Genomic DNA, 25,477 nt, shown 5'->3' with positions numbered 1-25,477 from the left:
ACCCGGACAGCGTCCGGGTTTTTTTACGTCAAAACAACTACCTGACAATCGATATGGAACCAAGCGCTAGCGCCGCCAGCAACATCACCCCCACTGTTCCGATGGTCCACTTCAAAGTCATGCGCTGGTTGTCGCCGTAATCCAGGTCCAGCAATCCGCACAGCAAATAGGTAGACGCCACCAGCGGACTGAGCAAATGCACCGGCTGGCCGATCAAACCGGCGATCGCCATTTCCTTGCCGCTGATGCCATAGTGGCTGGCGGTTTGCGCGAGGATCGGCAGAACGCCGAAGTAAAACGCATCGTTGGTCAGCACGTAGGTGAACGGCATGCTGATGAACGCCGTGATGATCGACATCGAGCTGCCGGCCCACTCAGGGATGACGTGGATCAGGCTCTCGGAGATGGCTTTGGTCATTCCGGTGCCGCTCATGATGCCGACGAAAATCCCGGCGGCAAAGATCAGCAAGGTCACCGCCATCACGTTGTCGGCATGGCGGGCGATCACGGCTTTCTGCTCTTTGAGGTTCGGGAAGTTCACCACCAGGCCAATGCCGAACGCGAGCATGAACAGTACTGCTGGTGGCATCACGGCGAGCATCATCAGCGCGATCAGGGCGATGGTGAGCGCAGCGTTGAACAGCAAGCGCCAGTCGCCCAAACGAAATTCAGTGGCGTGATCCAGGCCTTCATCGCCATTGAGCTGCACCACCCCCAACCGGCGTCGTTCCAGGCGGCCCAAGTAAAGGGCGACGAACATCACCCAGACCAGACCGAAAGCCATCAACGGCAACATCGCCACGAACAGTTCGGTGATATCGACGTGCATGGCGCTGGCCGCACGGGAAAACGGACCGGCCCACGGCAGAATATTCATCACGCCAATGGCCAGCAGCAACACCGTGGCCATGACTTGCAGGCGCACGCCGGTGCGGCGATAGAGCGGCAGCAGCGCTGCGCACGTAATGATGTAAGTCGTGGCGCCATCGCCATCCAGACCAACACAGATCCCGAGAATCGCCGTGCCCAGCACGATTTTTTGCGGATCGCCTTTCACCGCCTTGAGGATCAATTTGACCAGCGGGTTGAATAGCCCTGCGTCGGTCATCATGCAGAAATACAGGATGGCAAAGGTCAGCATCACTCCGGTTGGGGCCAGCATCTTCAAACCGTCGAACATCATCGGTCCGAGCGTCCTGGCGTATCCGGCAAGGCAGGCAAAGGCGACCGGGACCAGCAACAGCGCAACCAGCGGCGACAGGCGTTTGCTCATGACCAGGTACATGAAGCAGGTGATCATCGAATAGCTGAGTAGGGTCAGCATGGGTTCCCTCGTTTTTATAGGTTTTGTCCGGGTGTCATGGCGGCCTAAGCAAACGCTTGTCGCCTATATCGTTCTATTAGATAGAACGTCATTCCTTTTGATGGAACAACTTTCCGATCAATTTTTTGTGCTGTCAAGTTTTTGTCCACTCGTTGACAAGGCATCGAAACCCGGCCGATACTAAAAATAGAACATTATTCTGTCAGGTAGAATGCATGCTGAAGCCCCTGAAAACAGGGGCTCCCGTAGCGTTTCAGGAGAGCTGGTGATGGGTCATTCGAACGAAATCGATATTTTGGTCAGCGAAGTCGGGCCACGTGACGGTCTGCAAAGCGTCGCCGCCACCATGCCGACTGAACTGAAACTGAAATGGATCACCGCCCTGGCGACCGCCGGGTTGCGGGAGATTGAAGTGGGCTCTTTTGTGTCACCCAAACTGCTGCCGCAGATGGCCGACGCGGCGCAGTTGGTGGCCCATGCGCGGACCTTGCCCAACCTGTTTGTGACGGCGTTGGTGCCCAACCTCAAGGGCGCCGAAGCGGCGTTCAGGGCCGGTGTGCAGAAAATCACGATGCCGATTTCGGTGAGCGAACCCCATTCCCTGGCCAACATCCGCAAGACTCACGCCGAGGTCTATCAGGAAGTGCGCACCGTGGTTGCCTTGCGTAACGAGCAATACCCGCACATCGAAATCGAGGCCGGGTTATCGACCGTATTCGGTTGCACGATTCAGGGGGAAGTGCCGGATGACGACACATTGCGTATGGCCGCGATCATGGCCGAACTGGGTGTCAATGAAGTGGGGTTGGCCGATACCGTCGGCTACGCCAACCCGACGCAGGTCCGTCGGTTGTTCACCCGCTTGCGTCAGGAGTTGCCGGGCGTTGCTGGCAGTGCGCATTTCCACAACACCCGTGGCCAGGGCCTGGCCAATGTGCTGGCGGCGCTGGACGTGGGCGTGACCACCATCGATGCCTCGCAAGGCGGGATTGGTGGTTGCCCTTACGCTCCCGGTGCGTCAGGCAACATCGTCACCGAGGACCTGGTTTACCTGCTCGAATCGATGGGCCTGCGCACCGGCATCGACATCGATCGGTTGGTGGCGGCCCGCGAATGGCTCTACCAAGGCCTGCCGGGAGAGCCGCTGTACGGCTTCATTCCGGACGCCGGTGTGGGCAAGAATTTTCACTATGCAAAGAAGGCGGTATGAACATGGGCCTCAGCCAACAACAAAAGCCTTTACCGCTGGCCGGTATTCGGGTCATCGAGTTCGTGCACATGGTCATGGGGCCGGCCTGCGGTCTGGTGCTGGCGGATCTGGGGGCCGAGGTGATCAAGGTCGAACCGACTCCGCAAGGCGATAATACCCGGCGCTTGATGGGGTCTGGCGCCGGCTACTGGACCACCTACAACCGCAACAAGAAAAGTTTCGCCGTTGACCTGAAAACCAGCGAAGGCATTGCGGCGGTGAAAAAGCTGATTGCCACCGCCGACGTGGTCACCGAGAACTTTCGTCCTGGCACCATGGATAAACTCGGTCTGGGTTATGCCGACATCAAGGCGATCAAACCGGACATCATTTACAGCTCCATGAAAGGTTTCCTGCCCGGCCCTTACGAACATCGCACGGCCCTCGACGAAGTGGTGCAGATGATGACAGGCCTGGCTTACATGACCGGCCCGGTCGGCCAGCCGCTGCGCGCTGGGGCCTCGGTCAACGATGTCATGGGCGGGATGTTCAGCGCGATATCGATTCTCGCAGCGCTGTTGCAACGCAATCAAAATGCTCAAGGTCAGTTCGTGCAAACCGGCCTGTTTGAAAATTCGGCATTCCTCGTGGCCCAGCACATGATGCAGAACGTGGTGACCGGCACACCCGCGGCACCGATGCCGAGCCGCGTCTCGGCATGGGCCATCTATGACGTGTTCAGTTGTGCCGGTGAAGAGCAGATCTTCCTCGGCGTGGTCAGTGACAGTCAGTGGAAAAGCTTTTGCGAGGTGTTTGGCTTCGACACGTTCGCTAGCGATCCGCAGTTGGCCGCCAACAATCAGCGGGTGGCTGCACGTAAAGAGATCCTGCCGCACGTGCGTGAGTGCCTGGCACGGATGAGCAAGGAACGAGTGATGGCCCTGTGCGAAGAGGCCGGGTTGCCGTTCTCACCAATCCAGCGTCCACAGGATCTGTTCGACGATAAACACCTGAACGAGTCTGGTGGCATGGCTCAAGTGACAATGCCCGACGGTCAGTCGGTCAAGGTGCCCATGCTGCCGTTCGAAATGGACGGCCAGCGTTTCGGTACGCGTTTGAACGTACCGCAATTGGGTAGCCATAGTGATGAGTTGTTGGCTGAACTGGGTTACACCGCTGCCGATGTAACGGCACTGCACGGTGCTGGTGTCATCAAGTCTCAGGCCTGAGCTCACTCAGGGTGGCCGCCGCTTCGAGCAACGGTTAAGGTAGCCTCTGCGCAGCCCGGAGCTGGCGCCGTCCTGAAGTTTTGTCACGAGCGAACATGAGCAAACAATCCCTATCGGAAGACGAATCCTCCACGCCTGCTGCCGAAGGTGGTGTAGCGGCCGTGGATCGCGCGTTCGCGATCCTCGCGGCGTTTGATGTCGGCAGCAACAGCCTGCCACTGGCGGAAATCGCCCGGCGCACGGGGCTGTATAAAAGCACCATCCTGCGCCTGATGAGCTCGCTCGAGCGTGCCGGTTTCATCCGTCGCCTCGGAGACGGCCAGTACGCCGTCGGCCCCGAACCATTGCGGCTGGCGCAGGTTTATCAGACGTCGTTCCGCCTGCGGGATGTGATCTACCCGTTGCTGGAATCCCTGTCGCTAGCCAGCGGCGAAACGTCTTCGTTCTATGTGCGAGAAAACGACAGCCGTGTGGTGCTGTTTCGCGTGGAACCGAAACGCGCGGTGCGTGTTGCCCTGCATGAGGGAGCGCGATTTTCACTGAATGTGGGCGCATCGGGAAAAGTCCTGCGGGCTTTTGCCGGCACATCAGACCCGATGCTCAGTATTGTCCGCGAGCAATTCTGGGCGACGTCCTTCGGCGAGCGCGACGCCGAGACCGCAGCTGTGTCGGTGCCGGTATTCAACGCGGCTTATGACCTGACCGGAGCGATGACCTTGTCCGGCCCGGCAGAGCGTTTCAGCCAGGAAAAAGTGGCGACAGCGTGTGGGTTGTTGCTCGAAGCAGCGGCCAAGGCGACCCTCGCGTTAGGCGGGGACAATCGGGAGTTGCTTAAAGCCCTTGAGCGCGCAGCCCCGCAGGGTTAACAGTCCTGAAACCTCAAAGCCCGGTCGGTGACCGGGCTTTTTGTATTCAGCTTTCGGCTTTTTTCTCCGCCGTTGCCAGTTCCTTGAGTCGCTGGTCGATCAATTGGCACTTATCCGGCAAGTCTTTGGCGGCGGTGCCCAGATCCATTTTCTGCAACTCGTCGTTGATCTCCTTGGCCTTGGCCGGGTTCTGCTCGGTGAGCCGGGCCACTTCCCGGGCCACTTCCCGGGCCAGTTGTTCGCGCTTGGCAGTGGCTTCGTCGGGGGTGGGCCCCTTCGCGGGCAAGCCCACAGGTTTTGTGAACGCCACAGAAACTGTGGGAGCGTGGCTTGCCCGCGAAGGCCGCGCCTCGGTGTCCGGGGCTAACCACCATGACAGCAGCTCGACTTCTCCTGTTCCTCATATTTGTCGTGATGCCGCACCCACTCCATGATTTCCTCTTCGTTGCGACCTTTGGGCGTCAAGTCGAGGTAGTTGTAGGCGCCGACCAGCATGTCCAGGCCCCGGGCATAGGTGGAGTAGGTATGGAAAATTTCGCCGGCGTCATTGCGATAAAACACGCTGAGACCGGGGAGTTCTTCCTCGGAACCGTCGGTTTTTTCGTAGTTGTATGTAGCCTTTCCGGCGGCGACCTCTTCGGCTCGGGCGGTGACGCCAAAGTCGTAATTGAAATCGCAGCCTTCGGACGACACCCAGTCGAACTTCCAGCCCATGCGCCGTTTGAAGGCCTGGAATTCGGCGAACGGTGCGTGGGAAACCGCCACCACTGCAACGTCGTGGTGGGCCAGGTGCTGGTTGGCGCCGTCGATGTGATCGCTCAGGTACGAGCAACCGGGGCAACCCTCGTCCCAGCCCTCGGCGAACATGAAGTGGTAGATGACCAACTGGCTGCGCCCCCCGAACAGGTCCGCCAGTTTCAGTTCGCCGTCGGGGCCCTGGAAGTGGTAGTCCTTGTCGATTTTCACCCAGGGCAGGGCGCGGCGTTCGGCGCTGAGTCTGTCCCTTTCCTTGGTGAAGGCTTTCTCGCGGGCCAGGTGCTGTTTGCGGGTGGCGAGCCATTCTTCCCGCGACACGACGGGATGATTCTGAATGTTCATGGTGTTTTCTCCTGCGTGGGGCGGGGAGGTGACTTACACAGCCTAGTCGTTTGGCTTGCATGGATTTCGACATGCCGCCGGTCGGTCGTCAGCAAATGCCCGTCTGATCGACAACAGTATTCCCGGCAATGATCACCCGTAGCAGGTGCCGGACGAGCAGGCTCGCTCCCACATGGGACTTGTGTTGCAGTCAGCCTTGTTTCGCCGCTTTCAGGCACTTCAAGTCGCTGAAGTCCTTCTTCACACCTTCAACTTTCTTCAGTAGTCGTGCGCGCTGGTTCGGCGTGCTTTCAGCCATCAGATCCACGAACAGCGAGCGTGCCTGGGTCTCGGTGTTGGCAAAGGCCTGACGATAGGCGGGTGTCCACAAGCTCTCGCGATTGACCAGAAGTGTCTCGATGCGTTGTGGGAATTGGGGGCTCTGGCGTTGCGCAACAGCCGCGCTGAACTGCTTCTGCCAATGGACCCGGTTGGCAAGCCACTGGGTGTTCTGCTCACCCAGGGCGTTGGACCATGTGGTTACCCGCTGTTGCTGGGTAGCGTTCAGTGGCCCGAGCCAGTCGTTCAGGCGTTTCTCCATGCGCGCCCCGCGCTCCTTGATCTGCTGGTCGAGGGAGGGTTTGAGATATTCCTCCTGGCGTTTGCGCTGGTCCTTGGCAAAGGCATCGTTCATCTCGGCAACTTGCTTGTCATCCAGCCCTTGCAGCAACTCGATGGCCGACGGGGTGATTTCACGCGCGGTCTCGGCGATCGCCTGTTCGGCTTCGCGGGCGCGGGCCTGCAAGGCGGCATCGGTGACCTGGTTGGTGGCGATCATGGTTTGCAGGCGGTCCAGCCAGTCGAGGTAGCCGGGCAATTGGGTGGTGCAGTGCCAGCTCAGGTGTTCCTTCAGGCGTTCGATCAGCCAGCTTTTTTGCTCGCCGTTCATGTCCAGGTAGTCGCTGAGCGTCCACGGGATAATCACGTCGAGATTGCGGTAGGCCAGGCCCACGCGGCTGCACGCGCCGAGGGCGAGGGTAACGGTCAACACAACGGCGATATGTTTGAACCAGCGGGACATGGGCGGATCCTTGCGAAAGCCAGTCTTCGGGGGCTGATTCTCATGTGAACCCAGGAGGAGTCCGGCAGTTCAGCCGATCAATAGAACGCGTGTTCGGCCTTGAGTGTAACCAGTCCGTCGCATTGGCTGTTGTGCCCGGCATAGGCCGAGCAACCGCTGCCGCTCAGGTTGGAGTCACTGTAGATCAGGTCGAGGTCGATGCCCATGAACGGGCGGGACAATTTCAGCGACCAATCGGTAAAACTGCCTACATACCCGCCATCCACCGCCACTGGCGTATTGAATTGGTGGGTGGTGTATTTAAGGCTGATGCCGACACCGAACGGTTGATTGCCGCTCAAGTCAGCGAACAGGGTGTTGTTCTGTTTGTCCGGGTCATTGCTGAAGGCGATGCCGAAACGGCTGCCGAGCAAGGTCAGGCCGCCGAACAGTTCCTGGCTGGCAGGGGTCGTGACTTCGGGGTAGCTGTAGCGGATCAGGCCTACTTCGTAGCCGAGGGTTTGGTCGAAGGGTTGCTTAAAACCCATGTAGGAATCGATCTCGAGGTCTTTCCCCGGGCTGATGCCCATGCTGGGCGACCATTGGCCCACATAGAAACCACTGTCGTGGCTCAGGTCCAGGCCGCCGTGGAACGAGCCGACGGCCGAGGGTTTGACCAGGCCTTGGGCCATGCTGCGGGTGGGGGTGGTGCCGAGCTTGAGGTCGAAGCCCCCCAGCTCACGCTGAAAGATTTGTGCGTGTGCTACAGAGCAGGCCAACAGGCTGGCGAGCAATGCCGATAGATAGAAAGGTTTGAACATGCGTCACTCCATGAACAGCGAGGACAGGCTGGCGGGCCCGCTGAAACGCTTGATCCAGACGTGTGCAAGGATACCGGCGAATGATCGGCAATGAAGGCCGTTCGTCGATTTCCAAAGGATTTGATGGTGTGGCGCAGGGGAGTATCGAGGGTTCCAGTCCAAGCGCTTCGAAGCTCAAAGCGCTTTGGGACCAGGTGACGCGAGGGGATTACTTTTTGCCCAAGGTGATCTGCTTGGACGGGCCGAACGTCTGGCCGCTGACGCCTTTGGCAATTTGCTGGATTTCACCGCCGGACTTGAGGAACGCAGCGATCTGGCTGTTGATCGACTCGCTGGTTTCGACGGCTGGAGCTGGCTTTGCTTTGCTGGTGGATGCTTTTACGCGCATGGCGGCCATTAACCTGTAGAAAATTAACTTGGCCAGGCATCGTACAGGAATTGCCTGATAATTGCTTGGCAAATATCCCCTCGGCATATTCCTGAGGACGGGGTAATTAGTCACCGGCCAATATTCGAAATATGCACCTAAGCCGCTGTTTTAACTAAGAACATTGCCTGGAAAAATACCGCGTCACGCTTGCCTGGGCATGGCGTAAATGCCCGGAACGGCCTGACGAGCGGCCAGGCGTTGGATGAAACCCCGGGAAAATTAAGGGTTTCAGAGGATTTTCTCGCGCCACCGGGCCGGCTGCCGAACGCGACGCTTAAAACCGGGTAGAATGCCGCCCACGCAATGAGGGTATTGGACATGGCTTTAATCGGGCGTTACAACAGTTTGCAAGTGGTTAAACACACTAACTTCGGTTTATATCTGGACGGTGGCGCGGATGGCGAAATCCTTCTGCCTAATCGTTATATTCCAAAAGATATTCCTACCGAAGATGAAGACTGGCTCAACGTTTTTATTTATCTGGACAGCGATGACAAACTCATCGCAACTACTGAAAAACCGAAAGTTCAAGTCGGTGAATTCGCCAGTTTGAAAGTTGTTGAAGTCAACAGCATCGGCGTATTCCTGGACTGGGGGTTGCCGAAAGACCTGTTGCTGCCGTTCTCCGAAGAGAAGCGCCAGATGACGGCGGGCGAGTATGTGGTGGTGCATGTCTATCTCGACAAGCACACCCGTCGCATCACCGCGACCGCGCGTCTGGACCGCTACCTGGACAAGACCCCGGCCAACTACACCGCGGGCCAGGAAGTGGATCTGCTGGTGGCCGAAGCCACGGATATGGGCTTCAAGGCCATCATCAACAACAAGCATTGGGGCCTGATCCACAAGAACGAAATCTTCAAGTTCATGCGCGCCGGTAAAGAAGAAAAGGGCTTCATCAAGGAAGCTCGCGCCGACGGCAAGATCAGCCTGAGCCTGCAACCGGTCGGCCAGGAAGCGGCCACCAGCCTGAACTCGAAGATCCTCGCCAAGTTGCGCGAAAACAATGGCAGCCTGGCGGTGAGCGACAAGAGCGATCCGGCGTTGATCAGCAGCCTGTTCGGTGTCAGCAAGGGCAACTTCAAGAAGGCCATTGGTGCGTTGTACAAGAATGGCCAGATTGTCATTCATGCCGATCGCATCGAACTCAGTTGATGCGCTGACAAGACAGAGGGCCAGGATGGCGCAAGCAGAGAAGTAGAGGTCTCTGGCGGGCGGCATTTTCTGGCCTTCTGGTTAATAATCGACAACATGATTCATTGCCCCGGTGATTTCTTTTCAACGAGAAGGCCGGGGTTTTGCTTTTTATTCTGCCGAGTCTTTGCCATGGATTGTGTCTTCGAGGTGTTCCGGTGAGCGCCACCCGGCGCAGCGCCGACGGGTTTGCCCTGCAAGTGATGGTCGGGTTGTGCCTGGTCTGGGGCGTTCAGCAGGTGATGATCAAGTGGGCGGCGACTGATATCGCGCCAGTGATGCAGGCAGCCGGACGTTCCGGTATGTCAGCGTTGCTGGTCGGGCTGCTGATCTGCTGGAAGGGTGGCTGGAACCAGGTGGGTGCGACCTGGCGTGGCGGTCTGTTGGCCGGTGCCTTGTTCGGCCTGGAGTTCTTCTTCATTTCCGAAGGCCTGCAACTGACCACGGCGGCGCACATGTCGGTGTTCCTCTACACCGCGCCGATCTTCACCGCATTGGGTGTGCACTGGTTGCTGCCCAGTGAGCGATTGCGGCCGCTGCAATGGCTGGGGATTGTCCTGGCCTTTATCGGGATTGCCATTGCGTTTGCCGGCGGGGTGTCCTGGGACAACCTTGATTACCGCATGTTGATGGGCGATGCCTTGGGGGTGCTGGCGGGTGCCGCCTGGGGTGCGACCACGGTGGTGGTGCGCGCCTCGCGACTTTCGGAAGCGCCGGTGACCCTGACGCTGTTCTATCAGTTGATCGTCGGCTTCTTCGGCTTGTTGTTGATTGCGCTGCTCAGCGGCCAGATCACTCATGTCAGCCTGACCAGCGTGGCGGTGGCCAGTGTGCTGTTTCAGGGTGTGGTCGTGTCGTTCTTCAGTTACCTGATCTGGTTCTGGCTGCTGCGCCGTTACCTGGCGGCCAACCTCGCGGTGTTTTCGTTCATGACGCCGTTGTTCGGCGTCACCTTCGGTGTGGTGCTGCTCGGCGAGGAGCTGAGCCTGAACTTCGTCATCGGTGCCGTGCTGGTATTGGCGGGCATCACTTTTGTCAGCGCCGAGCAGTGGTTGCGCCGTCGTTTGCGCAAAGCCCTCGGGTAGCATTGACCGGCGCGAGCAACAGACTGCCGGCGATCAACAAGCCGCAGCCGGCGACCACCAATGCCGGTTGCAAACCGCCACTGAAATGACTGCTCAGCGCCGCCAGCAATGGCCCGCTGAGCTGGCCCACGGCAAAGCAGGCTGTCAGCAGGCCGGCATTGCGCTGGGTGGCATGGGGCGCCAGTTCCCGGGAGCGTTGCATCACCAGTTGCATGCAGGCCAGGAACGGCGTGCCGCACAGGATCACACCCAACGCCAGGCCTGGCCCGTTGCCCAGCAGGCAGGCGAACACGCCAGCGGCTTGCAGCCATAACGTCGCCATCAGCCAGTGACCCGTGGCGCCGGGTTTTTGCCGCCGCAGACTCACCAGCACCACGCCGATTGCCGCCGCCAAGCCAAAGCATGGCCAGAACAGGTCGGCCTGCCATTGGCCATGGAATTGCGCGTTGGCCATTTGCGACAAAAAGGTCGCCGGAATGATGTAGCCCAATCCATACAAGGCATAGATCCAACCCAGGCGAGCGATGCCTTGATTGCCCGACGCGCTGGCGCTGGGCGCAGCAGTCGCGGTGCCCCCCGGTTGTGGCAGGAACGGCAGGATACCCAGCAGCATCACCAGTCCTGCGGCGGCGTACACCAGCCACAAGGTGGCGGAAGTCTGGCCCAGCAGATTCGAGCCCAGGGCCAACAAACCTGTCAGAAAAATCCCCAAACCCGGTCCAGCGAAGACCAGGGCGCCGAGCCGAGGACGACCGGCCTCTGCCGCGAGTGGCTGGCTCAGGGCGGTAATCATCACCAGCACCCAGGCGCTGGCCACGCCGGTGCCGAAGCGCAGCAGCAAGTGCGACCAGAAACCATTGGCCCAGAACGACGCCAGGGTCAGCAGCACGCAGAGCCACAATCCGCCGAGCAAGCGCCGGCGCACTTGCGCGGGACGCCGGGAAAACATGGCGTCCACCGCACCAATGAAATAACCGAGGTAGTTGGCGGCGGCAATCAGCCCGGCGGCGGTCAGGTCGATCTGGCCTTCGCTGAGCAGGTGCGGCAGTTGCGGTGTCAGGGCAAAACGGCCGATGCCCATGGCCATCATCAGGGCAACGAAACTGGCGGATAAGCGGATCAGGGGAGACATGGTCTGGATTCCGTCTGGAGGATCAATGACCGTCAGGCTAGGACTGATTGACTTTCTTTAAAAATGAATAATAGTGAGTAACTTGTTCTTTTTTGGAGAATGTCGTGGAATTCAGCCAATTGCGCATCTTCCAGGCAGTGGCGGAAGAAGGGTCCATCACCCGGGCCGCCGAACGGCTGCATCGAGTACCGTCGAACCTGTCGACCCGGCTCAAACAGCTGGAAGAGCAACTGGGCGTCGAACTGTTCCTGCGCGAACGTCAGCGCTTGCAGTTGTCGCCTGCGGGAAAAGTCCTGCTGGACTACACCGCCAGGCTTTTTGCCTTGCGCGATGAAGCCAGTGCGGCAGTGCAGGGCGGGCAACCGGCGGGCGACTTCGTGCTCGGCACCATGTACAGCACAGCGGCGATTCATCTTCCGGGGCTATTGGCGCACTACCACCGTTTGTATCCGGCGGTGAACCTGCAAGTGCAATCCGGCCCCAGCGGTGAATTGCTCGAAGGCCTGCTCACCGGTCGACTCGATGCGGCGCTGGTGGATGGCCCCCTGGAACTGGCCGGGCTTGACGGTGTGCCCTTGTGTGACGAGCGCCTGGTGCTGATCAGCGAGGCCGACCATCCGCCAGTGCGTAGCGCGCTGGATGTGGAGGGGCGTTCGGTGTTCACCTTTCGCCAGGGCTGCTCCTACCGCATGCGCCTGGAGGCCTGGTTCGCCCATGACCATGCGGCCATGGGCCGGGCGATGGAGATCGAGTCCTACCCGGGGATGCTGGCATGTGTGATTGCCGGTTCCGGCGTGGCGCTTATGTCGGAGTCGATGCTCGCCAGTCTGCCGGGTCGTGAGAGTGTGGCCGTGCATCCGTTGGCCGAACCGTTCGCCAGTGCTACCACCTGGCTGATGTGGCGCAAGGGCATGGTCGGGGCCAACCTGAATGCCTGGATCGAGCAGCAACAGGTGGTTTTTCCGCCGGCACGAGTGCGGGCACAGGACATTGCCTGAACACAGGCTGATTGTGATGGATTCAGTAACAGATCCTTGTGACTTTGCGCGAGCATTGCGTAGGACTTCGGACTATTATCTGTACGAAGGGGCTACAGAACTTTGGCCGCTCGGCACTACCCTGAAGGGGGCACCATGAAAGAGAAAATCCAAAACTGGCTGCATGACCTGGGCGTGGCTCTCGGTTTGATCGAACCGCCTCTGCAACCCGTGCCTGTTCGTACTGATGACGAACAACGTCGGCGCCAGCAGCGACGCCGGTAATGGCAGATATCATCTGACAGGTGAAAGGTTTCCCGTGGCGAGGGAGCAAGCTCCCTTGCCGCTTCGTGTACGTTTGATCACCAGCCTTAGTACCGCCCGATCTCCAGCAAAAACCGGCTCAAATCATTCGCCGTCCTGGCGGTCTTGAGCATCCGGTCTTCCTCTACCGTAAACGCCGTGACACCCAGTTCATCTTCCAGATGGAAGATCAGCTCTTCGATATCTTTTTTATCCAATCCCAACTGCGCCAGGCTGGCGTTGTCGTCGAAGTCATCCCGGCCTTCCAGCAGGCGGCTGATGTAGCGATGTACGACAGCACGAAGGGCAGCTTCTTTCATGATCGTTCTTCGAGGAAGTGGGTGTAGTTCTTCCTGCCGGTGCAGTTCCTGCCGTTGAGTACAGCAGGCTTTAGGCGTGTGAGCGCTGCCATTCGTCAATCATGCTGCGCAAATGTTCCCCGGAAAAACTGCCGAAATGCCCGCCATGCACCGTGCGGATCGATAGCGCGTGCAAGCGTTGCAGGCTGCGGGCGTAGTCATCGAGGTTGGAGTGGTAGGCGTCTTCGATCAGCGGGCCGTCGTAGATGATGTCGCCGCTGAACAGGGTCTCGGTGGCGGCTTCGTACAGGCAGATGCCACCCGGTGAGTGTCCCGGTGTGTGCACGACCTGCAACACCCGATTACCCAGGTCCAGCACATCCCCATCTTCGACAAACCCCGTGGCCGGTGCGGCCTTGACCCGGTATTCGGCGTAGCACAGCGGGCAATCGGGGTGCGCCTCGAACATGTCGTCGCCGACGAAGGCTTTGCTCAGGTCGTTGTCGCCATCGGGGGCGGCGAGAATGTCCGCCTCGGCCGGGTGCACCAGCCGTTCAGCGAATTCGTGATGACCGGCGATGTGATCGAAATGGCAGTGGCTGGCCACGGCCACCAGCGGCCGTTCGGTGATCCACGGCAGTTGTTCGCGCAGGCTGACCAGCCCCGAACCGCTATCCAGCAGCAGGTCTTTGTTACGGCCCTGGATGTGCCAGAGGTTGCAGCGGTAGAAGGGGCGGATGTACGGCTCGTGAATCAAGCGGATGCCGTCGCTGAGATGTTTGACTTCGAACCAATGATCGCGGCTGACGATCTTCATGAGCAGTTTTCTCCAGACGAAAAAAACGAGTGCGGCAACCGACGCCACACTCGTCGAAGAAAGCATCAAGTCGTTATGTTCAGCTTAGGCCGCGCTGGCCACAGTCACCGGGCGACGGGACAGCAGGCTGACTGCAACAAAGCTCACCAGGCCTACACCGAGGCTGTAGTAGATCGGGGTATTGGCATCCAGACCATCCTTGAACATGAACAGCAGGGCAGTGGCGAAGCCCATGCCCATGCTGGCGATGGCGCCGGCGGTGGTGGCACGTTTCCAGAAGATCGCACCGATCAGCGGGATCAGCATGCCGCCTACCAGCAGGTTGTACGCCAGGGTCAGGGCGCTGATCACGTCGTTCACGACCAGAGCGATACCCAGCACCACAATACCGGTCAGCATGGTGACCAGGCGGTTCAGGCCCAGGCTCGACTGTTTACCGCCGCGCAGTTTCGGCAGCAGGTCTTCGGTCAGGGTGGTGGCAGCGGCCAGCAGGCCAGCGCTGGCGGTGGACATCATGGCGGCCAGTGCAGCAGCAATCACCAGACCACGGATACCGTCCGGCAGCGACAGTTTGACGATGGCGGCGAAGGCGTTGTTGACGTTATCCAGATCCGGGATCAGCACGTGAGCGGCCATGCCGATCAGGGCGCAGGCCAGACCATAAACGATGCAGTAGATACCGGCAGCAGTACCGGCAACCTGAGCCACTTTAGCGGTCTTGACGGTGAACACCCGTTGCCAGATGTCCTGACCGATCAGGATCCCGAAGAAGTAGATCATGAAGTAGGTGATGATGGTGTCCCAACCGATGGTGGTGAAGCTGAAGGCGGTTGCCGGCAGTTTCAATACCAACTCATCCCAGCCGCCAACGCGGTACAGGCAGATCGGCAACAGGATGAACATCAGGCCGACTGTCTTGATCACGAATTGGACGATGTCGGTCAGGGTCAGGGACCACATGCCACCGATTGCCGAGTAGATCACCACGACGCCACCGCCGAGCAGAACGGACACCCAGAATGGCAGGCCGAACAGCACTTGCAATACGGTGCCGATCGCCAGGATCGAAACCACGCCGATCATCAGCGCGTAGGCCAGCATGATCACCGCGCTCGCGGAGCGGGCCATCGGGTTGTAGCGTTTTTCCAGGACCTGGGTAACGGTGTAGATCTTCAGTTTCAGCAGCGGTTTGGCGAGGAACAGGTTCAGCGCCACGATCCCGCAACCCAGGGCCGCACATAGCCAGAAACCGGAGATGCCATGCACGTAGCCCAGACGCACGGTGCCCACGGTGGACGCGCCGCCCAGGACGGTGGCAGCCATGGTGCCCATGTACAGGCTTGGGCCGAGGTTGCGACCGGCGACCAAAAAGTCTTCGTTGGTCTTGGCCTTGCGCATGCCGTAGTAGCCGAGTATCAGCATCGCGGCGGCGTAGATGAGTACGACGAATAAATCCAAAGCCATTGTTGCGTGTCTCCGATTGTCTTTTTTATGTGAGGCTGAAAATCAATCCCTGTGGGAACATCAATTCCTGTGGGAGCGTGGCTTGCCCGCGAAGGGAGCGCCGCGGTCCACCAGGCAGACCGCGTTATCGTTCATCGCGGGCAAGCCACGCTCCCACAGGTAATGTGTTGACCACAGGTAATGCGTTGAATCAGGCGGCTTGACGCATCGCCGGTTTAGCGAGCGAATCCGTGCTCTGGCTGCGTGAATCGTTCGGACCGAACACTGCGCTCGACTCCGGGAACAGGCTCAGCAGCGCCAGGTACACCAGCGAGGCCAGGCCCAGGGTCACCGGCAAGCTGATGTCGATACCACCGGCCATTTCGCCCAGTGGCCCGACAAACTGACCCGGCAGGTTCACGAAGCACAGGCCGACGGCCGCGCTCGGGATCCAGGCACCCAGGCCACGCCAGTTCCAGCCGTGGGTGAACCAGTAGCGGCCACCTTTCTCGCCGCGGGTGAACACTTGCAGGTCATCCGGGCAGTAGAAGCCGCGACGCACCAGCAGGCCGATGATCATGATCACCATCCACGGGGTGGTGCAGGTGATGATCAGCACGGCGAAGGTCGACACGCTCTGCACCAGGTTGGCCGCGAAGCGCCCGATGAAGATGAAGGCAATCGACATCACACCGATCAGCAGCGTGGCCTTGACCCGCGACAGCACCCGAGGGAACACGCTGGACATGTCCAGGCCGGTGCCATAGAGCGAGGTGGTGCCGGTGGACATGCCACCAATCACCGCGATCAGGCACACCGGCAGGAAGAACCAGCTCGGCGATACCGCCAGCAGACCACCGACATAGTTGTTGGCCGCGATGTAGTCCGGTGCCTTGATCGCCACGATGGTCGCGGTGGCCAGGCCGAACAGGAACGGGATGAACGTCGCGATCTGCGAAATCACCACCGCCGCCATGATGCGGCGCTTGGAGGTGTCACGCGGAATGTAGCGCGACCAGTCGCCGAGGAACGCACCGAAGGAAATCGGGTTGCTCATCGCCACCAGCGCAGCGCCAATGAACGCGGCCCAGAAACCGGGTTGCCCCATGTTGACGGTGCCGGCGTAGTTCGCATCGAAGGGACCGGCGAAGGCGAAGATGCCCAGCAGGAACAGCAGGCTGGCACTCCACACCGCGATCTTGTTGACCCACAGCAAGAAGCGAAATCCATAGATACATACGGTCAATACCAGGATCGCGAACAGACCGTAGGCCAGGCCCAGGGTCAGGTCGGTTTCCGGCAGGCCGATCAGGCGTTTGGCGCCTCCGATCAGCGCATCCCCCGAACTCCACACCGAGAGCGAGAAGAAGGCGATGGCGGTCAACAGCGACAGGAACGAACCGACGATCCGCCCGTGCACGCCGAAGTGCGCCCCGGAAGATACGGCGTTGTTGGTGCCATTGATCGGGCCGAACAGGCCCATTGGCGCGAGGATCAGCGAACCCAGCAATACGCCCAGCACAATCGCCCAGACGCCCGCCTGGAAAGACAGGCCGAACAGTACCGGGAAGCTGCCGAGGACGGCGGTTGCAAAGGTGTTGGAACCCCCGAAGATCATCCGGAACAAGTCCGTCGGACCTGCGGTGCGTTCGCTGTCCGGGATCTGTTCGACCCCGTAGGTTTCAATTTGCGTAAGGCTTTGGTCGTTGTTGTTGTTGTTGTTATTCATGATCAGCTCCGATCATAAAGGCGCGCTCATCGTGCGTGAGCGTCACCTGTGTTGGCTAAGGGGTTGGCAGCCCTTCCGGCATCGCGGACAAATGTTCGTGGCAGGCCAGCCATAGGCCTTGTTGTTCTTGGCCAGACGCTTGTTTCTTGAAAACAATCGTCTCGCGCTCCTGGCTGAAGTGTTGCTCCCCTTGCATGCGCAACTCGGTGGCTACGTCATGGATGAAAATCGCCACGTCACCCTGCAGGCTGACGAAAGCGTTGCTTGAGGTGCACGAGAGCACCTCGAAGCCATCCTCAGAGCGCCAGCCGTCCCACATCGCCTGATAGGCGTCGCGCGACAGCAGGGGCTGTTCGAGGGTGTAGAAGACGAAGCTGGCATTGGCGCTGAACGCGCCGAAGTAGGCTTCGCGATCGTTACGGGCAAAAGCGGACACCAGATCGGCGGCGGCTTTGAGCACCTGATCACGTTCGTTCATGACCAATCCTCAGCGGTGGACTACGCCAGGCAGTACGCAGAGCATTTCGTACAGCAGGTTGGCGGCCAGCAGCGAGGTGTTGCCGGAGGTGTCGTAAGCGGGCGAGACTTCTACCAGATCGCAACCGACCAGGTCGAGGCCTTGGCAGCCACGAACGATCTCGATTGCCTGAATGGTCGTCAGACCGCCGATTTCCGGGGTACCGGTACCCGGTGCCCAGGCAGGGTCGATGCCGTCGATGTCGAAGCTGAGGTAAACAGGACCGCCGCCGACTTTTTCGCGGACTTCAGCCATCAAAGGCTCCAGCGATTTGTGCCAGCACTCTTCAGCCTGAACCACACGGAAGCCCTGGTTGCGGCTCCAGTTGAAGTCGTCAGCGGTGTAGCCTTGGGCACGCAGACCGATCTGCACGACACGGTCCGGATCCAGCAGGCCTTCTTCAACGGCGCGACGGAAGGTGGTGCCGTGGGCGATCTTCTCGCCGAACATGTGATCGTTCACATCGGCATGGGCGTCGATGTGTACCAGGCCGACCTTGCCGTGCTTTTTATGGATGGCACGCAGGATCGGCAGGGTGATGGTGTGGTCGCCGCCCAGAGTCAGGGGGATCACATCGTGTTCGAGGATGTTGTCGTAGGATTCTTCGATGATCCGTACGGCATCCAGCAGGTTGAACGTGTTGATCGCGATATCGCCGATGTCAGCAACCGACAGCGAGTCAAACGGGGCAGCACCGGTGGCCATGTTGTACGGGCGGATCATCACCGACTCGGCGCGGATTTCGCGAGGCCCGAAACGGGTGCCGGGGCGCAGCGATGTACCGATGTCCAGTGGCACGCCTACGAAGGCAGCGTCCAGGCCGGCAGCGGTATTCAAATGGGGGAGTCGCATCATGGTGGCGATGCCGCCGAAGCGCGGCATTTCGTTGCCGCCCAGTGGTTGGTGAAGAATCTTGTCCACGGGTAGGGCCTCATCGTCGTTGTTTTATTTATGTCGGTTGCGCCATTCACGGGAGTACGGGCGAACCTTGTGGCGCCGATTCTGCAAAATGTAGTGGCCGGGAAGAATCGCTACGGGCAAATACTTAGTTCAGATTTTTCTAAACTAATGGCTGGGACAGCGATAGACTCACGGACATCCGCAGAACCAATGTGGCGAGGGGGCTTGCCCCCGTTCGGCGGCGCAGCCGCCGTAAATCACGTTGACGCGGTTTGCCTGATGCATCCCGGATGACGGGTTTGGGGCCGCTGCGCAGCCCAACGGGGGCAAGCCCCCTCGCCACAGTGATGTGCATTCCACCTAGAGCAGCGTGTGACCTTTGTATTTGGAGTGTCTGATGGCCAACGCTTTACCCGACCTGAAACTATTGCGCATCTTCGTCAGCGTGGTGCGCCATCAGGGGTTCGCCAACGCCCAGCAGGAGCTCAATCTCTCGACGTCGGCCATCAGCACCTACATGAGCCAACTTGAAGCAGCCCTCGGCCTGGTCCTGTGCCATCGCGGCCGTGGTGGTTTCAGCCTGACCAGCAAGGGCGAGCTGTTCCATCAGGAAACCCTGCGTCTGCTGGGCGAACTCGAAGGCTTCGAGCAGTATGCCGCCGCCCTTAAGGGCGAGTTGCGCGGCACCTTGAACCTCGGAGTGATCGACTCCACCGTCAGCGACAAGGCCCTGCCGTTCGCCGAAGCCATCGGTGCCTACAGCCAGGAACACCCGGCCGTGCACTTGCACCTGTCGGTGATGAGCCCTTACGAATTGCAACTCGGCGTGCAGGACAACCGCCTCGACCTGGCCATCGGTGCGTTTTCCACGCGCATGAGCGGTCTTGTGTACATGCCGCTGTACCGTGAACAACACTGGTTGTATTGCAGCACGCGGCATCCGCTGTTCAACGAACGGCGCATCCCCGAGCAAGTCATTACCCAGCAGCGCATGGTCGGTCGTGGCTACTGGAGCCAGGCCGAACTGGCACGCCACGGTTTCAAGCACAGCGCCGCGACGGTAGAAAGTATGGAGGCCCAGTTGATTCTGGTGCTGTCCGGCGCCTACATCGGCTACCTGCCGGAGCACTACGCCCAGGCCTGGGCCGACAAGGGTGACCTGCGAGTGTTGCTGCCGGCGACCTTTGGTTATCAGGCGCCGTTCTCGATGATCGTGCGTCGGGGGCGTAGCCGCGAGCCGCTGATCCAGACATTCCGCGACTTGCTTAAAGCCCAACTGAATCAGGCCTGAGAAGATGTCCAGAATCCAGTGCCCGCGCTGCCTGCGCCCGCAAAGCCACTGCCTTTGCCCATTGATCCCCAGCCTCGACAGCCGCACCCGGGTGTTGCTGTTGCAGCATCCGAGCGAAGTGAATCATGCGTTGAACACCGCGCGTCTGGCGGCGCTAGGGTTGAAGAATGCCGAGTTGATCGTCGGCGAGGTGTTCGAGGATTTGCCGACGCTGTTGAACCAGCCGGGGTATCGGGCGCGGTTGCTGTTTCCCGGCGAAGATGCCCAGCCGATGCAGGCTTGTGCCGCGACGGACGAACCCTTGTTGCTGGTGGTCCCCGACGGCACCTGGCGCAAGGCGCGCAAGATGCTGCACCTCAATCCGCTGTTGGCGGCGTTGCCGAGGGTGACGCTGGCCGAAGGCGGCGTGTCCCGCTATCGCTTGCGCAAGGCGCCGGGGCCGGGAGCGTTGTCGACGTTGGAGGCGATTGTGCAGGCGCTGGAAACCCTCGAAGCGCCGGCAACGTTTGCGCCGTTGCTGAAGCCGTTCGAGGCGTTGATCGAGGGGCAGATTGCGGCGATGGGGGAGGAGGTTTACCGCAAAAATCACGAACAATGATGAATTGTGGCGAGGGGGCTTGCCCCCGTTCGGCGGCGAAGCCGCCGTAAAAGCGGTTGATGCGGTTTGCCTGATACACCGGCGAGAATGGTTTGGGGCCGCTGCGCGACCCAACGGGGGCAAGCCCCCTCGCCACAGAGATTGAGTCAGGCTTACCTTTCGCGCATCGCCTCGGTCCGCGCTTTCAACACCGGTTTAAGCAAGTAATCCAGCACCGTTTTCTCCCCGGTAATAATGTCCACCGTCGCCACCATCCCCGGGATGATCAGCAGCGGTTTCACATCCCCGCCCAAATGGTTTTTGTCGGTACGCACCTGAATCAGATAGAAGCTGTTGCCCTTGTCGTCGGTGATGGTGTCGGCGCCGATCAATTCCAGCTTGGCGCTCAGGCCGCCGTAAATGGTGTAGTCGTAGGCACTGAACTTGACCATGGCTTTCTGGCCCGGATGCAGGAATGCAACGTCCTGTGGCCGCACCTTGGCTTCGATTAGCAGGTTGTCTTCCAGCGGCACGATTTCCACCATGTCACTGCCGGGCTGGACCACGCCGCCGATGGTGTTGACCTTCAACACCTTGATGATGCCGTGTACCGGCGAGACGACGGTGGTGCGGGTGACACGGTCGTCGATAGCAATGCTTGAGGCTGTGATTTTCGACAGGTCGGTGCGTTTCTCGTTCAGCTCTTTGGCGGCTTCCGAGCGGAAGGTTTGCTCCGACTCGTCGATCTTGCTTTTGATCTCGTTGATCGCCGATTCCGCCCGGGGAATCGCCAGGGTGGTGGCGTTCAGCGAGCCGCGAATCTCCACCGCGCTGCGTTTGAGCCGCAGGATTTCCACCGGTGACACCGCACCCGTGCCCACCAACGGTGTGGACATGTTCATCTCTTGTTGCAGCAGCGCCAGGCTGGAACTGAACTGCCCCTGTTTTGAGCGGAACTCTGCAAGTTCCTGGGTTTTTTGCCGAAGTTGCTCGCTCAGGGTGCGCTGCTCGCTGGCCAGTCGACGTTGCCGCTGGTCGTACAGCGAGCGCTCGTCTTCGGCCACTTGCGGGGCCTTGGCGATCACTTCTTCTGACAGCTTGAACGGCCGGCCCTCGGCCTCGGCCGAAAGCCGTTCGACCTGCGCGGTCAAGGCATAGCGATCGGCTTCGCTTTCGCCCTTGTTCGACAGGTAGCGGGTGTCATCCAGGCGCAGCAAGGTGTCGCCCTTGTTCACCATTTGTCCTTCACGGACGAAAATTTCAGTGACGATGCCGCCCTCCAGGTTCTGGATCACCTGGACCTTGCTCGAGGGAATCGCCTTGCCTTCGCCCATGGTCACTTCCTGCAACACGGCGAATTTGGCCCAGACCAGCGCACTGACCACCAGCCCGGCGGCCAGCCACACGGTGATTCGCGACCAGCGCGGTGAGTCCTGCAAGGAGGCGCCGGCGGTTTCCGGCATGAACTCGGTCTCGGCACTTTTGTTGAAACTGTCGAAGTAGCCACGGGATCCTTGATCGGCAGACATGGGCTACTCCTAGACGGCCGCAGAGCCGACACGGCCCTTGCGCAGTGCATCGATGACTGCTTCTTTCGGACCGTCGGCGACGACCCGTCCGTTGTCCAGCACCACCAACCGGTCCACCAGGCTCAGCATCGAGGTGCGATGGGTCACCAGCAGGATGGTTTTGCCTTGGACCCAGCCGTGAAGTTTTTGCCGCAGGACGTCTTCGCTGCTGTTGTCCATGGCGCTGGTGGGCTCGTCGAGCAGCATGATGGGCGGGTCGAGCAACATCGCCCGGGCCATCAATACGGCTTGGCGCTGGCCGCCGGACAACAGTTGCCCGCGCTCGCCCACGGGCCGGTCGAAGCCTTGCGGGTGCTGTCGGGCCAGTTCGGTTACGCCGGTCATTTCCGCCACTTCAAGCATGCGTGAGTCACTGATGTAACGCGCGCCGAGGGTCAGGTTGTCGCGCAGGCTGCCGGCCAAAAGCGGCAGGTCGTGGGCGACGTAACCGATTTGATGGCGCAGGTCGGCGACGTCCAGTTGCCGCAGGTCCAGGCCATCGAGCAGCAATTGGCCTTCATCCGGTTCGTAGAAGCCCATCACCAGTCGCGCCAGGGTACTTTTGCCTGAGCCGCTGCGGCCGATGATGCCGACGCGCTCGCCGGGTTTCACACTGAAGCTGACATTGGCCAGGGCGGGAGAGCTCTGGCCGTTGTAGTGGAAGGTCACGCCGACAACATCCAGCGCGCCTTGCAGTTGGGTGCGCTCCAGCGGCCGTTGCCTGGCGTCGCGCTCCTGGGGCAGGCCCATCAGTGCGTCGGTGCTTTTCATGGTCAGTTGCGCTTGCTGGTAGCGGGTGATCAGGCCGGCGATCTGCCCCAGTGGTGCAAGCACCCGGCTGCCCAGCATGTAGCTGGCCACCAGGGCACCGACGCTGAGGTTGCCGGCGATGATGCTGTAGACCCCGGCGACGATGGTTGCCATGCCGGACAGTTGCTGGATGAACAGCGTGCCGTTGGTGGCGAGGGCCGAGAGGTTGCGCGCGTGGCTGTCGAGGCGGGTGAGGGCGCCGTGGGTGCTTTCCCATTTGTGCTGGCGTTCGCTTTCGGCGCTGCAGGCCTTGAGGGTTTCCAGGCCGCTGAGGGTTTCGATCAGCAGTGCCTGGCGTTCGGCGCCGAGGCTGAGGCTTTTCTGTACGGTATCGCGCAGGCGCACCTGGATCACCATGGCGAAGATGATGGTGATGGGAAACGCCAGAATCGGGATCACCACCAGCCAGCCACCGAGCAGGCCGATCACCAGCAGCATCAGCAAGCAGAAGGGCAAGTCGATCAGGCTGGTGAGGGTCACGGCGGTGAGAAATTCCCGCAGGCCCTGGAAGTCATGAATGCTTTGGGCGAAGCCGCCGATGGTCGCCGGTCGCGCTTTCATCGCCATGCCGGTGATGCGCTCGAACAGGGTGGCCGACAGGATCACATCGGTTTTCTTGCCGGCGGTATCGAGCAAGTGCGCGCGCACGACCCGCAGCACCAGTTCGAAAGCGGTGCCGATCAGCAGTCCGATCGCCAGCACCCACAAGGTCGAAGTGGCCTGGTTCGGCACCACGCGGTCGTAGGTCTGCATCACGAACAGCGGCACCATCAACCCCAGCAGGTTGATCAGGAAGCTCGCCAGGATCGCATCGCTGTACAGCCATTTCGACAGCTTCAGCGTATCGCGAAACCATGCCTGGACCCGAGGTACCAGCGGCGAGCGCAAGTCTTCGAGTTCGTGGCGTGGCCGGGCAAACAACGCCTGGCCACTGTAGTGTTCGGCCAGCTCCTCGGGGCTGAGCCATTGTTCGCCGCCGTCGGCTTCGCTGGGCAGGATCAGCACCTTGCCGTCCTCGCCATAACGGCGCAGCACGGCCGTGCGGCCGTTGTTGAGCAACAGCAGCACGGGCAGGTTGAGCGCGGAGATGTCTTTGAGGTCGCGGCGCAGCAAGCGCGCCTGCAAACCGGCCCGGGCCGCTGCACGAGGCAGCAGGTCCAGGCTCAGGCGTTGGTGTGCCATTGGCAGCCCGGCACTGAGGCTGGCGCGACTGACCGTCGCGCCGTGGAGTTTGCAGAGGATCAACAGACCGTCCAGAAGCGGGTCATCGAAGCTCAGGCGCGGATCGACACCAGTGTTGCCGGGTTCCATGCTGGTCAAATTGATTGCTCCCGTTGCTCTACGGCAATTGACAGATATCTGCGTATCACACTGTAGGAGCTGCCGCCGGCTGTGATCTTTTGATCTTGTATGCTCAAAAGCAAAGTCAAAAGATCGCAGCCGGCGGTAGCTCCTGCACGGGTACTTCGTTATTTCATTTCAGGCAGACGGGCTTCGTTTTTCACTTCGGTCTGGGCGATCGCGTCGGCGGGCAGTACGACCCGTTGCTTGCTCAGCAACTGGCCCATGTTCGCCAGGACACGGTACATCGAGAACTCTTCGGTGTAGCGCACTTCGGTGTAGCGACGGTTGGCGTTGTAGAGCTCGTTTTCACTGTCGAGCAGGTCCAGCAGTGTCCGTTGGCCGAGGCCGAACTGATCCTGATAGGCGATGCGTACGCGCTTGCTGGTGTCGGCGTATTCACGGGCGGTCGGGGTTTGTTTCTTGGCATTGACCATGGCGTTCCAGGCCAGGTGAATGTTCTCGTTGAGCTGGCGCAGGGCATTGTTACGGATGTCCATGGCCTGGTTGATCTTGTGCGCGTCGGAGGCCAGGCGCGCCTTGTCGCTGCCGCCGCGGAACAGGTTGTAGTTCATCACCACGCCGACTCGCCATTCGTTGTCGTGGCCTTCATCCCCCTGCACGTTGTTGTTGGCGCCCACTGCCGCCTCGCCGTCTAAACGCGGGTAGAACGGCGACTTGGCGACTTCGTACTGGCTTTCGGCTGATTGCACGTCGGCCTGGGCCGATTTCAGGTAAGGGTTGTTTTCCACCATGCTCTGCTGGGCTTCCGGCAGGGAGGCAGGGACTTCGCCGCGAATCGACGGCGGGGCTTCCAGTTCATCGGGCATGCGCCCCACGACGGCATAGAAATTCGACTCGGCATCGGCCAGATCGACTTCGGCAGTGTCGAGGTTGTTTTCCGCCAGTGCCCGGCGAGCGCTGGACTGGTCGGCATCGGCGTTGCTGCCCACGCCGCGCTGGGTGCGCAGTCCGATCTGGTCGTTGACCCGCAAGTGCGCTTGCAGGTTGTTCTTGGCCAGTGTCACCAGTTCGCGGCGCTTGAGGACATCCAGGTAAACCTCGGTGGTGCGCAGGGCCAGATCCTGAGCCGTACCCTGAGCGTAATAGGCGCGCGAGTTGACCACGCCTTTGGTGCGTTCGACTTCATTGGAAGTGTTGAACCCGTCGAAGAGCATTTGCCGCAGGCGCAATTCCGACTGGGTGTAGTTCAAGGTTTCGGTGTTGTGCCCGCCGGGGGTGAGCGCCCGGGTATTGGTGTTATCGCTGTACCCGCGCCCGTAGGCAGCATTCAAATCAACCGATGGATAAAAGCCCCCTTTGGCGACCTTCACGTCCTCATCCGCCGACAGTCGGCTGTCCACACGGGATGCCAGTTCCGGGTGAGTCGCAATGGTGCTCTGGATCGCTTCGGTCAGCGTCATGGCCTGAGCCTGGGATGAGCAGGCCATGGCCAAAAGAACCGCGCTGCAGAGGGGGGTTAATAGGCGCATGTACA

The 25,477-nt window shown here is 60.3% G+C and carries 25 protein-coding genes; 9 read left to right on the top strand and 16 right to left on the bottom strand.

Features of this window, described 5'->3' with window-relative positions; translation table 11 throughout:
- Nucleotides 1-37: 37 nt before the first annotated feature.
- Complete coding sequence (locus tag KGA96_RS18635) at nt 38-1,324, bottom strand: CitMHS family transporter (RefSeq protein WP_223514203.1); 1,287 nt, start codon at nt 1,322-1,324, stop codon at nt 38-40.
- Between the two features lie 268 nt (nt 1,325-1,592).
- On the opposite strand from KGA96_RS18635, the gene KGA96_RS18630 reads away from it, so the two are divergent.
- The 3 genes from KGA96_RS18630 to KGA96_RS18620 all read left to right on the top strand — a co-directional run bounded on the left by KGA96_RS18630 (nt 1,593) and on the right by KGA96_RS18620 (nt 4,608).
- Nucleotides 1,593-2,534, top strand: coding sequence for a hydroxymethylglutaryl-CoA lyase (locus KGA96_RS18630; protein WP_046043704.1), 942 nt, complete (start codon nt 1,593-1,595; stop codon nt 2,532-2,534).
- Nucleotides 2,531-3,742 carry a CaiB/BaiF CoA transferase family protein gene (locus KGA96_RS18625; RefSeq protein ID WP_223466247.1) on the top strand — a complete coding sequence of 404 codons (1,212 nt, stop codon included), beginning with the start codon at nt 2,531-2,533 and terminating at the stop codon, nt 3,740-3,742. The genes KGA96_RS18630 and KGA96_RS18625 overlap by 4 nt, the downstream gene beginning before the upstream one ends.
- Before the next feature lie 95 nt (nt 3,743-3,837).
- Nucleotides 3,838-4,608 (top strand): IclR family transcriptional regulator, encoded by a 771-nt coding sequence (locus tag KGA96_RS18620; protein ID WP_223466246.1) that lies wholly within the window; start codon nt 3,838-3,840, stop codon nt 4,606-4,608.
- Nucleotides 4,609-4,654: 46 nt separating this feature from the next.
- Here KGA96_RS18620 and KGA96_RS18615 read toward each other — a convergent pair whose 3' ends face one another.
- The 5 genes from KGA96_RS18615 to KGA96_RS18595 form a co-directional block, all read right to left on the bottom strand.
- Nucleotides 4,655-4,900: a hypothetical protein gene (locus KGA96_RS18615; protein ID WP_223514200.1), complete on the bottom strand. Its 246-nt coding sequence runs from the start codon at nt 4,898-4,900 to the stop codon at nt 4,655-4,657.
- A 71-nt stretch (nt 4,901-4,971) separates the two neighbouring features.
- Nucleotides 4,972-5,706 carry a DUF899 domain-containing protein gene (locus KGA96_RS18610; protein ID WP_046043708.1) on the bottom strand — a complete coding sequence of 245 codons (735 nt, stop codon included), beginning with the start codon at nt 5,704-5,706 and terminating at the stop codon, nt 4,972-4,974.
- A 190-nt stretch (nt 5,707-5,896) separates the two neighbouring features.
- Nucleotides 5,897-6,766, bottom strand: coding sequence for a DUF6279 family lipoprotein (locus tag KGA96_RS18605; protein ID WP_223514198.1), 870 nt, complete (start codon nt 6,764-6,766; stop codon nt 5,897-5,899).
- 77 nt (nt 6,767-6,843) lie between these two features.
- Complete coding sequence (locus KGA96_RS18600) at nt 6,844-7,566, bottom strand: TorF family putative porin (RefSeq protein ID WP_046043710.1); 723 nt, start codon at nt 7,564-7,566, stop codon at nt 6,844-6,846.
- A 208-nt stretch (nt 7,567-7,774) separates the two neighbouring features.
- Nucleotides 7,775-7,963, bottom strand: a complete 189-nt coding sequence (locus tag KGA96_RS18595) for a hypothetical protein (RefSeq protein ID WP_015096330.1) — start codon at nt 7,961-7,963, stop codon at nt 7,775-7,777.
- A 351-nt stretch (nt 7,964-8,314) separates the two neighbouring features.
- Here KGA96_RS18595 and KGA96_RS18590 point away from each other — a divergent pair, with 351 nt between their 5' ends.
- Both KGA96_RS18590 and KGA96_RS18585 read left to right on the top strand, forming a co-directional pair.
- Nucleotides 8,315-9,151 carry a S1 RNA-binding domain-containing protein gene (locus KGA96_RS18590; protein WP_046043712.1) on the top strand — a complete coding sequence of 279 codons (837 nt, stop codon included), beginning with the start codon at nt 8,315-8,317 and terminating at the stop codon, nt 9,149-9,151.
- Nucleotides 9,152-9,348: 197 nt separating this feature from the next.
- On the top strand, nt 9,349-10,275 hold the full coding sequence (locus KGA96_RS18585) for a DMT family transporter (RefSeq protein WP_223466241.1): 927 nt from the start codon (nt 9,349-9,351) through the stop codon (nt 10,273-10,275).
- Here the strand turns inward: KGA96_RS18585 and KGA96_RS18580 are convergent.
- Complete coding sequence (locus KGA96_RS18580; RefSeq protein WP_223514195.1) at nt 10,226-11,407, bottom strand: MFS transporter; 1,182 nt, start codon at nt 11,405-11,407, stop codon at nt 10,226-10,228. The two genes, KGA96_RS18585 and KGA96_RS18580, sit on opposite strands and share 50 nt — an antisense overlap.
- Nucleotides 11,408-11,511: 104 nt before the next feature.
- Here KGA96_RS18580 and ptrR point away from each other — a divergent pair, with 104 nt between their 5' ends.
- Nucleotides 11,512-12,405, top strand: coding sequence for a putrescine utilization regulator PtrR (ptrR, locus tag KGA96_RS18575; RefSeq protein ID WP_046043716.1), 894 nt, complete (start codon nt 11,512-11,514; stop codon nt 12,403-12,405).
- A gap of 135 nt (nt 12,406-12,540) precedes the next feature.
- The gene (locus KGA96_RS29665; protein WP_007972508.1) at nt 12,541-12,669 is read left to right on the top strand and encodes a PA1414 family protein; all 129 of its coding nucleotides are present in this window, start codon (nt 12,541-12,543) and stop codon (nt 12,667-12,669) included.
- Between the two features lie 86 nt (nt 12,670-12,755).
- Here the strand turns inward: KGA96_RS29665 and KGA96_RS18570 are convergent, their stop codons facing one another.
- The 6 genes from KGA96_RS18570 to speB all read right to left on the bottom strand — a co-directional run bounded on the left by KGA96_RS18570 (nt 12,756) and on the right by speB (nt 18,413).
- A complete protein-coding gene (locus tag KGA96_RS18570) occupies nt 12,756-13,007 on the bottom strand; it encodes an acyl carrier protein (protein WP_046043717.1) in 252 nt (83 codons plus the stop codon).
- A gap of 70 nt (nt 13,008-13,077) precedes the next feature.
- Nucleotides 13,078-13,803 carry an MBL fold metallo-hydrolase gene (locus tag KGA96_RS18565; RefSeq protein ID WP_046043719.1) on the bottom strand — a complete coding sequence of 242 codons (726 nt, stop codon included), beginning with the start codon at nt 13,801-13,803 and terminating at the stop codon, nt 13,078-13,080.
- An 84-nt stretch (nt 13,804-13,887) separates the two neighbouring features.
- Nucleotides 13,888-15,267, bottom strand: coding sequence for a sodium:solute symporter (locus tag KGA96_RS18560; protein ID WP_046043720.1), 1,380 nt, complete (start codon nt 15,265-15,267; stop codon nt 13,888-13,890).
- A gap of 190 nt (nt 15,268-15,457) precedes the next feature.
- Nucleotides 15,458-16,975, bottom strand: a complete 1,518-nt coding sequence (locus KGA96_RS18555; protein WP_223514192.1) for a purine-cytosine permease family protein — start codon at nt 16,973-16,975, stop codon at nt 15,458-15,460.
- Nucleotides 16,976-17,030: 55 nt separating this feature from the next.
- Nucleotides 17,031-17,453 carry a YybH family protein gene (locus KGA96_RS18550; RefSeq protein WP_046043723.1) on the bottom strand — a complete coding sequence of 141 codons (423 nt, stop codon included), beginning with the start codon at nt 17,451-17,453 and terminating at the stop codon, nt 17,031-17,033.
- Nucleotides 17,454-17,462: 9 nt separating this feature from the next.
- Nucleotides 17,463-18,413 carry an agmatinase gene (gene speB, locus KGA96_RS18545; RefSeq protein WP_046043724.1) on the bottom strand — a complete coding sequence of 317 codons (951 nt, stop codon included), beginning with the start codon at nt 18,411-18,413 and terminating at the stop codon, nt 17,463-17,465.
- Between the two features lie 376 nt (nt 18,414-18,789).
- Here speB and KGA96_RS18540 point away from each other — a divergent pair, with 376 nt between their 5' ends.
- Nucleotides 18,790-19,683 (top strand): LysR family transcriptional regulator, encoded by an 894-nt coding sequence (locus KGA96_RS18540; RefSeq protein WP_007972518.1) that lies wholly within the window; start codon nt 18,790-18,792, stop codon nt 19,681-19,683.
- Nucleotides 19,684-19,687: 4 nt separating this feature from the next.
- Nucleotides 19,688-20,281: a tRNA-uridine aminocarboxypropyltransferase gene (locus KGA96_RS18535; protein WP_223514189.1), complete on the top strand. Its 594-nt coding sequence runs from the start codon at nt 19,688-19,690 to the stop codon at nt 20,279-20,281.
- Between the two features lie 152 nt (nt 20,282-20,433).
- Here KGA96_RS18535 and KGA96_RS18530 read toward each other — a convergent pair whose 3' ends face one another.
- The 3 genes from KGA96_RS18530 to KGA96_RS18520 all read right to left on the bottom strand — a co-directional run bounded on the left by KGA96_RS18530 (nt 20,434) and on the right by KGA96_RS18520 (nt 25,472).
- Nucleotides 20,434-21,789, bottom strand: a complete 1,356-nt coding sequence (locus tag KGA96_RS18530; RefSeq protein WP_046043728.1) for an HlyD family type I secretion periplasmic adaptor subunit — start codon at nt 21,787-21,789, stop codon at nt 20,434-20,436.
- A 9-nt stretch (nt 21,790-21,798) separates the two neighbouring features.
- Nucleotides 21,799-23,958, bottom strand: a complete 2,160-nt coding sequence (locus tag KGA96_RS18525) for a type I secretion system permease/ATPase (RefSeq protein ID WP_223514186.1) — start codon at nt 23,956-23,958, stop codon at nt 21,799-21,801.
- Nucleotides 23,959-24,107: 149 nt separating this feature from the next.
- Nucleotides 24,108-25,472, bottom strand: coding sequence for a TolC family outer membrane protein (locus KGA96_RS18520; RefSeq protein ID WP_223466232.1), 1,365 nt, complete (start codon nt 25,470-25,472; stop codon nt 24,108-24,110).
- Between the last annotated feature and the right edge of the window lie 5 nt (nt 25,473-25,477).

The sequence above is a fragment of the Pseudomonas sp. GL-R-26 genome, from assembly GCF_019947365.1.
Taxonomy (GTDB): domain Bacteria; phylum Pseudomonadota; class Gammaproteobacteria; order Pseudomonadales; family Pseudomonadaceae; genus Aquipseudomonas.
The sequence above is the reverse complement of the archived record's forward strand: the minus strand, read 5'-3'. Positions and strand labels throughout refer to the sequence as shown.

Excerpts from the sequence above, each read along its gene's own strand:
- KGA96_RS18635 (WP_223514203.1), bottom strand. The coding sequence starts at position 1,324 with ATGCTGACCCTACTCAGCTATTCGATGATCACCTGCTTCATGTACCTG.
- KGA96_RS18630 (WP_046043704.1), top strand. The coding sequence starts at position 1,593 with ATGGGTCATTCGAACGAAATCGATATTTTGGTCAGCGAAGTCGGGCCA.
- KGA96_RS18625 (WP_223466247.1), top strand. The coding sequence starts at position 2,531 with ATGAACATGGGCCTCAGCCAACAACAAAAGCCTTTACCGCTGGCCGGT.
- KGA96_RS18620 (WP_223466246.1), top strand. The coding sequence starts at position 3,838 with ATGAGCAAACAATCCCTATCGGAAGACGAATCCTCCACGCCTGCTGCC.
- KGA96_RS18610 (WP_046043708.1), bottom strand. The coding sequence starts at position 5,706 with ATGAACATTCAGAATCATCCCGTCGTGTCGCGGGAAGAATGGCTCGCC.
- KGA96_RS18605 (WP_223514198.1), bottom strand. The coding sequence starts at position 6,766 with ATGTCCCGCTGGTTCAAACATATCGCCGTTGTGTTGACCGTTACCCTC.
- KGA96_RS18600 (WP_046043710.1), bottom strand. The coding sequence starts at position 7,566 with ATGTTCAAACCTTTCTATCTATCGGCATTGCTCGCCAGCCTGTTGGCC.
- KGA96_RS18595 (WP_015096330.1), bottom strand. The coding sequence starts at position 7,963 with ATGGCCGCCATGCGCGTAAAAGCATCCACCAGCAAAGCAAAGCCAGCT.
- KGA96_RS18590 (WP_046043712.1), top strand. The coding sequence starts at position 8,315 with ATGGCTTTAATCGGGCGTTACAACAGTTTGCAAGTGGTTAAACACACT.
- KGA96_RS18580 (WP_223514195.1), bottom strand. The coding sequence starts at position 11,407 with ATGTCTCCCCTGATCCGCTTATCCGCCAGTTTCGTTGCCCTGATGATG.
- KGA96_RS29665 (WP_007972508.1), top strand. The coding sequence starts at position 12,541 with ATGAAAGAGAAAATCCAAAACTGGCTGCATGACCTGGGCGTGGCTCTC.
- KGA96_RS18570 (WP_046043717.1), bottom strand. The coding sequence starts at position 13,007 with ATGAAAGAAGCTGCCCTTCGTGCTGTCGTACATCGCTACATCAGCCGC.
- KGA96_RS18565 (WP_046043719.1), bottom strand. The coding sequence starts at position 13,803 with ATGAAGATCGTCAGCCGCGATCATTGGTTCGAAGTCAAACATCTCAGC.
- KGA96_RS18560 (WP_046043720.1), bottom strand. The coding sequence starts at position 15,267 with ATGGCTTTGGATTTATTCGTCGTACTCATCTACGCCGCCGCGATGCTG.
- KGA96_RS18555 (WP_223514192.1), bottom strand. The coding sequence starts at position 16,975 with ATGAATAACAACAACAACAACAACGACCAAAGCCTTACGCAAATTGAA.
- KGA96_RS18550 (WP_046043723.1), bottom strand. The coding sequence starts at position 17,453 with ATGAACGAACGTGATCAGGTGCTCAAAGCCGCCGCCGATCTGGTGTCC.
- KGA96_RS18540 (WP_007972518.1), top strand. The coding sequence starts at position 18,790 with ATGGCCAACGCTTTACCCGACCTGAAACTATTGCGCATCTTCGTCAGC.
- KGA96_RS18535 (WP_223514189.1), top strand. The coding sequence starts at position 19,688 with ATGTCCAGAATCCAGTGCCCGCGCTGCCTGCGCCCGCAAAGCCACTGC.
- KGA96_RS18530 (WP_046043728.1), bottom strand. The coding sequence starts at position 21,789 with ATGTCTGCCGATCAAGGATCCCGTGGCTACTTCGACAGTTTCAACAAA.
- KGA96_RS18520 (WP_223466232.1), bottom strand. The coding sequence starts at position 25,472 with ATGCGCCTATTAACCCCCCTCTGCAGCGCGGTTCTTTTGGCCATGGCC.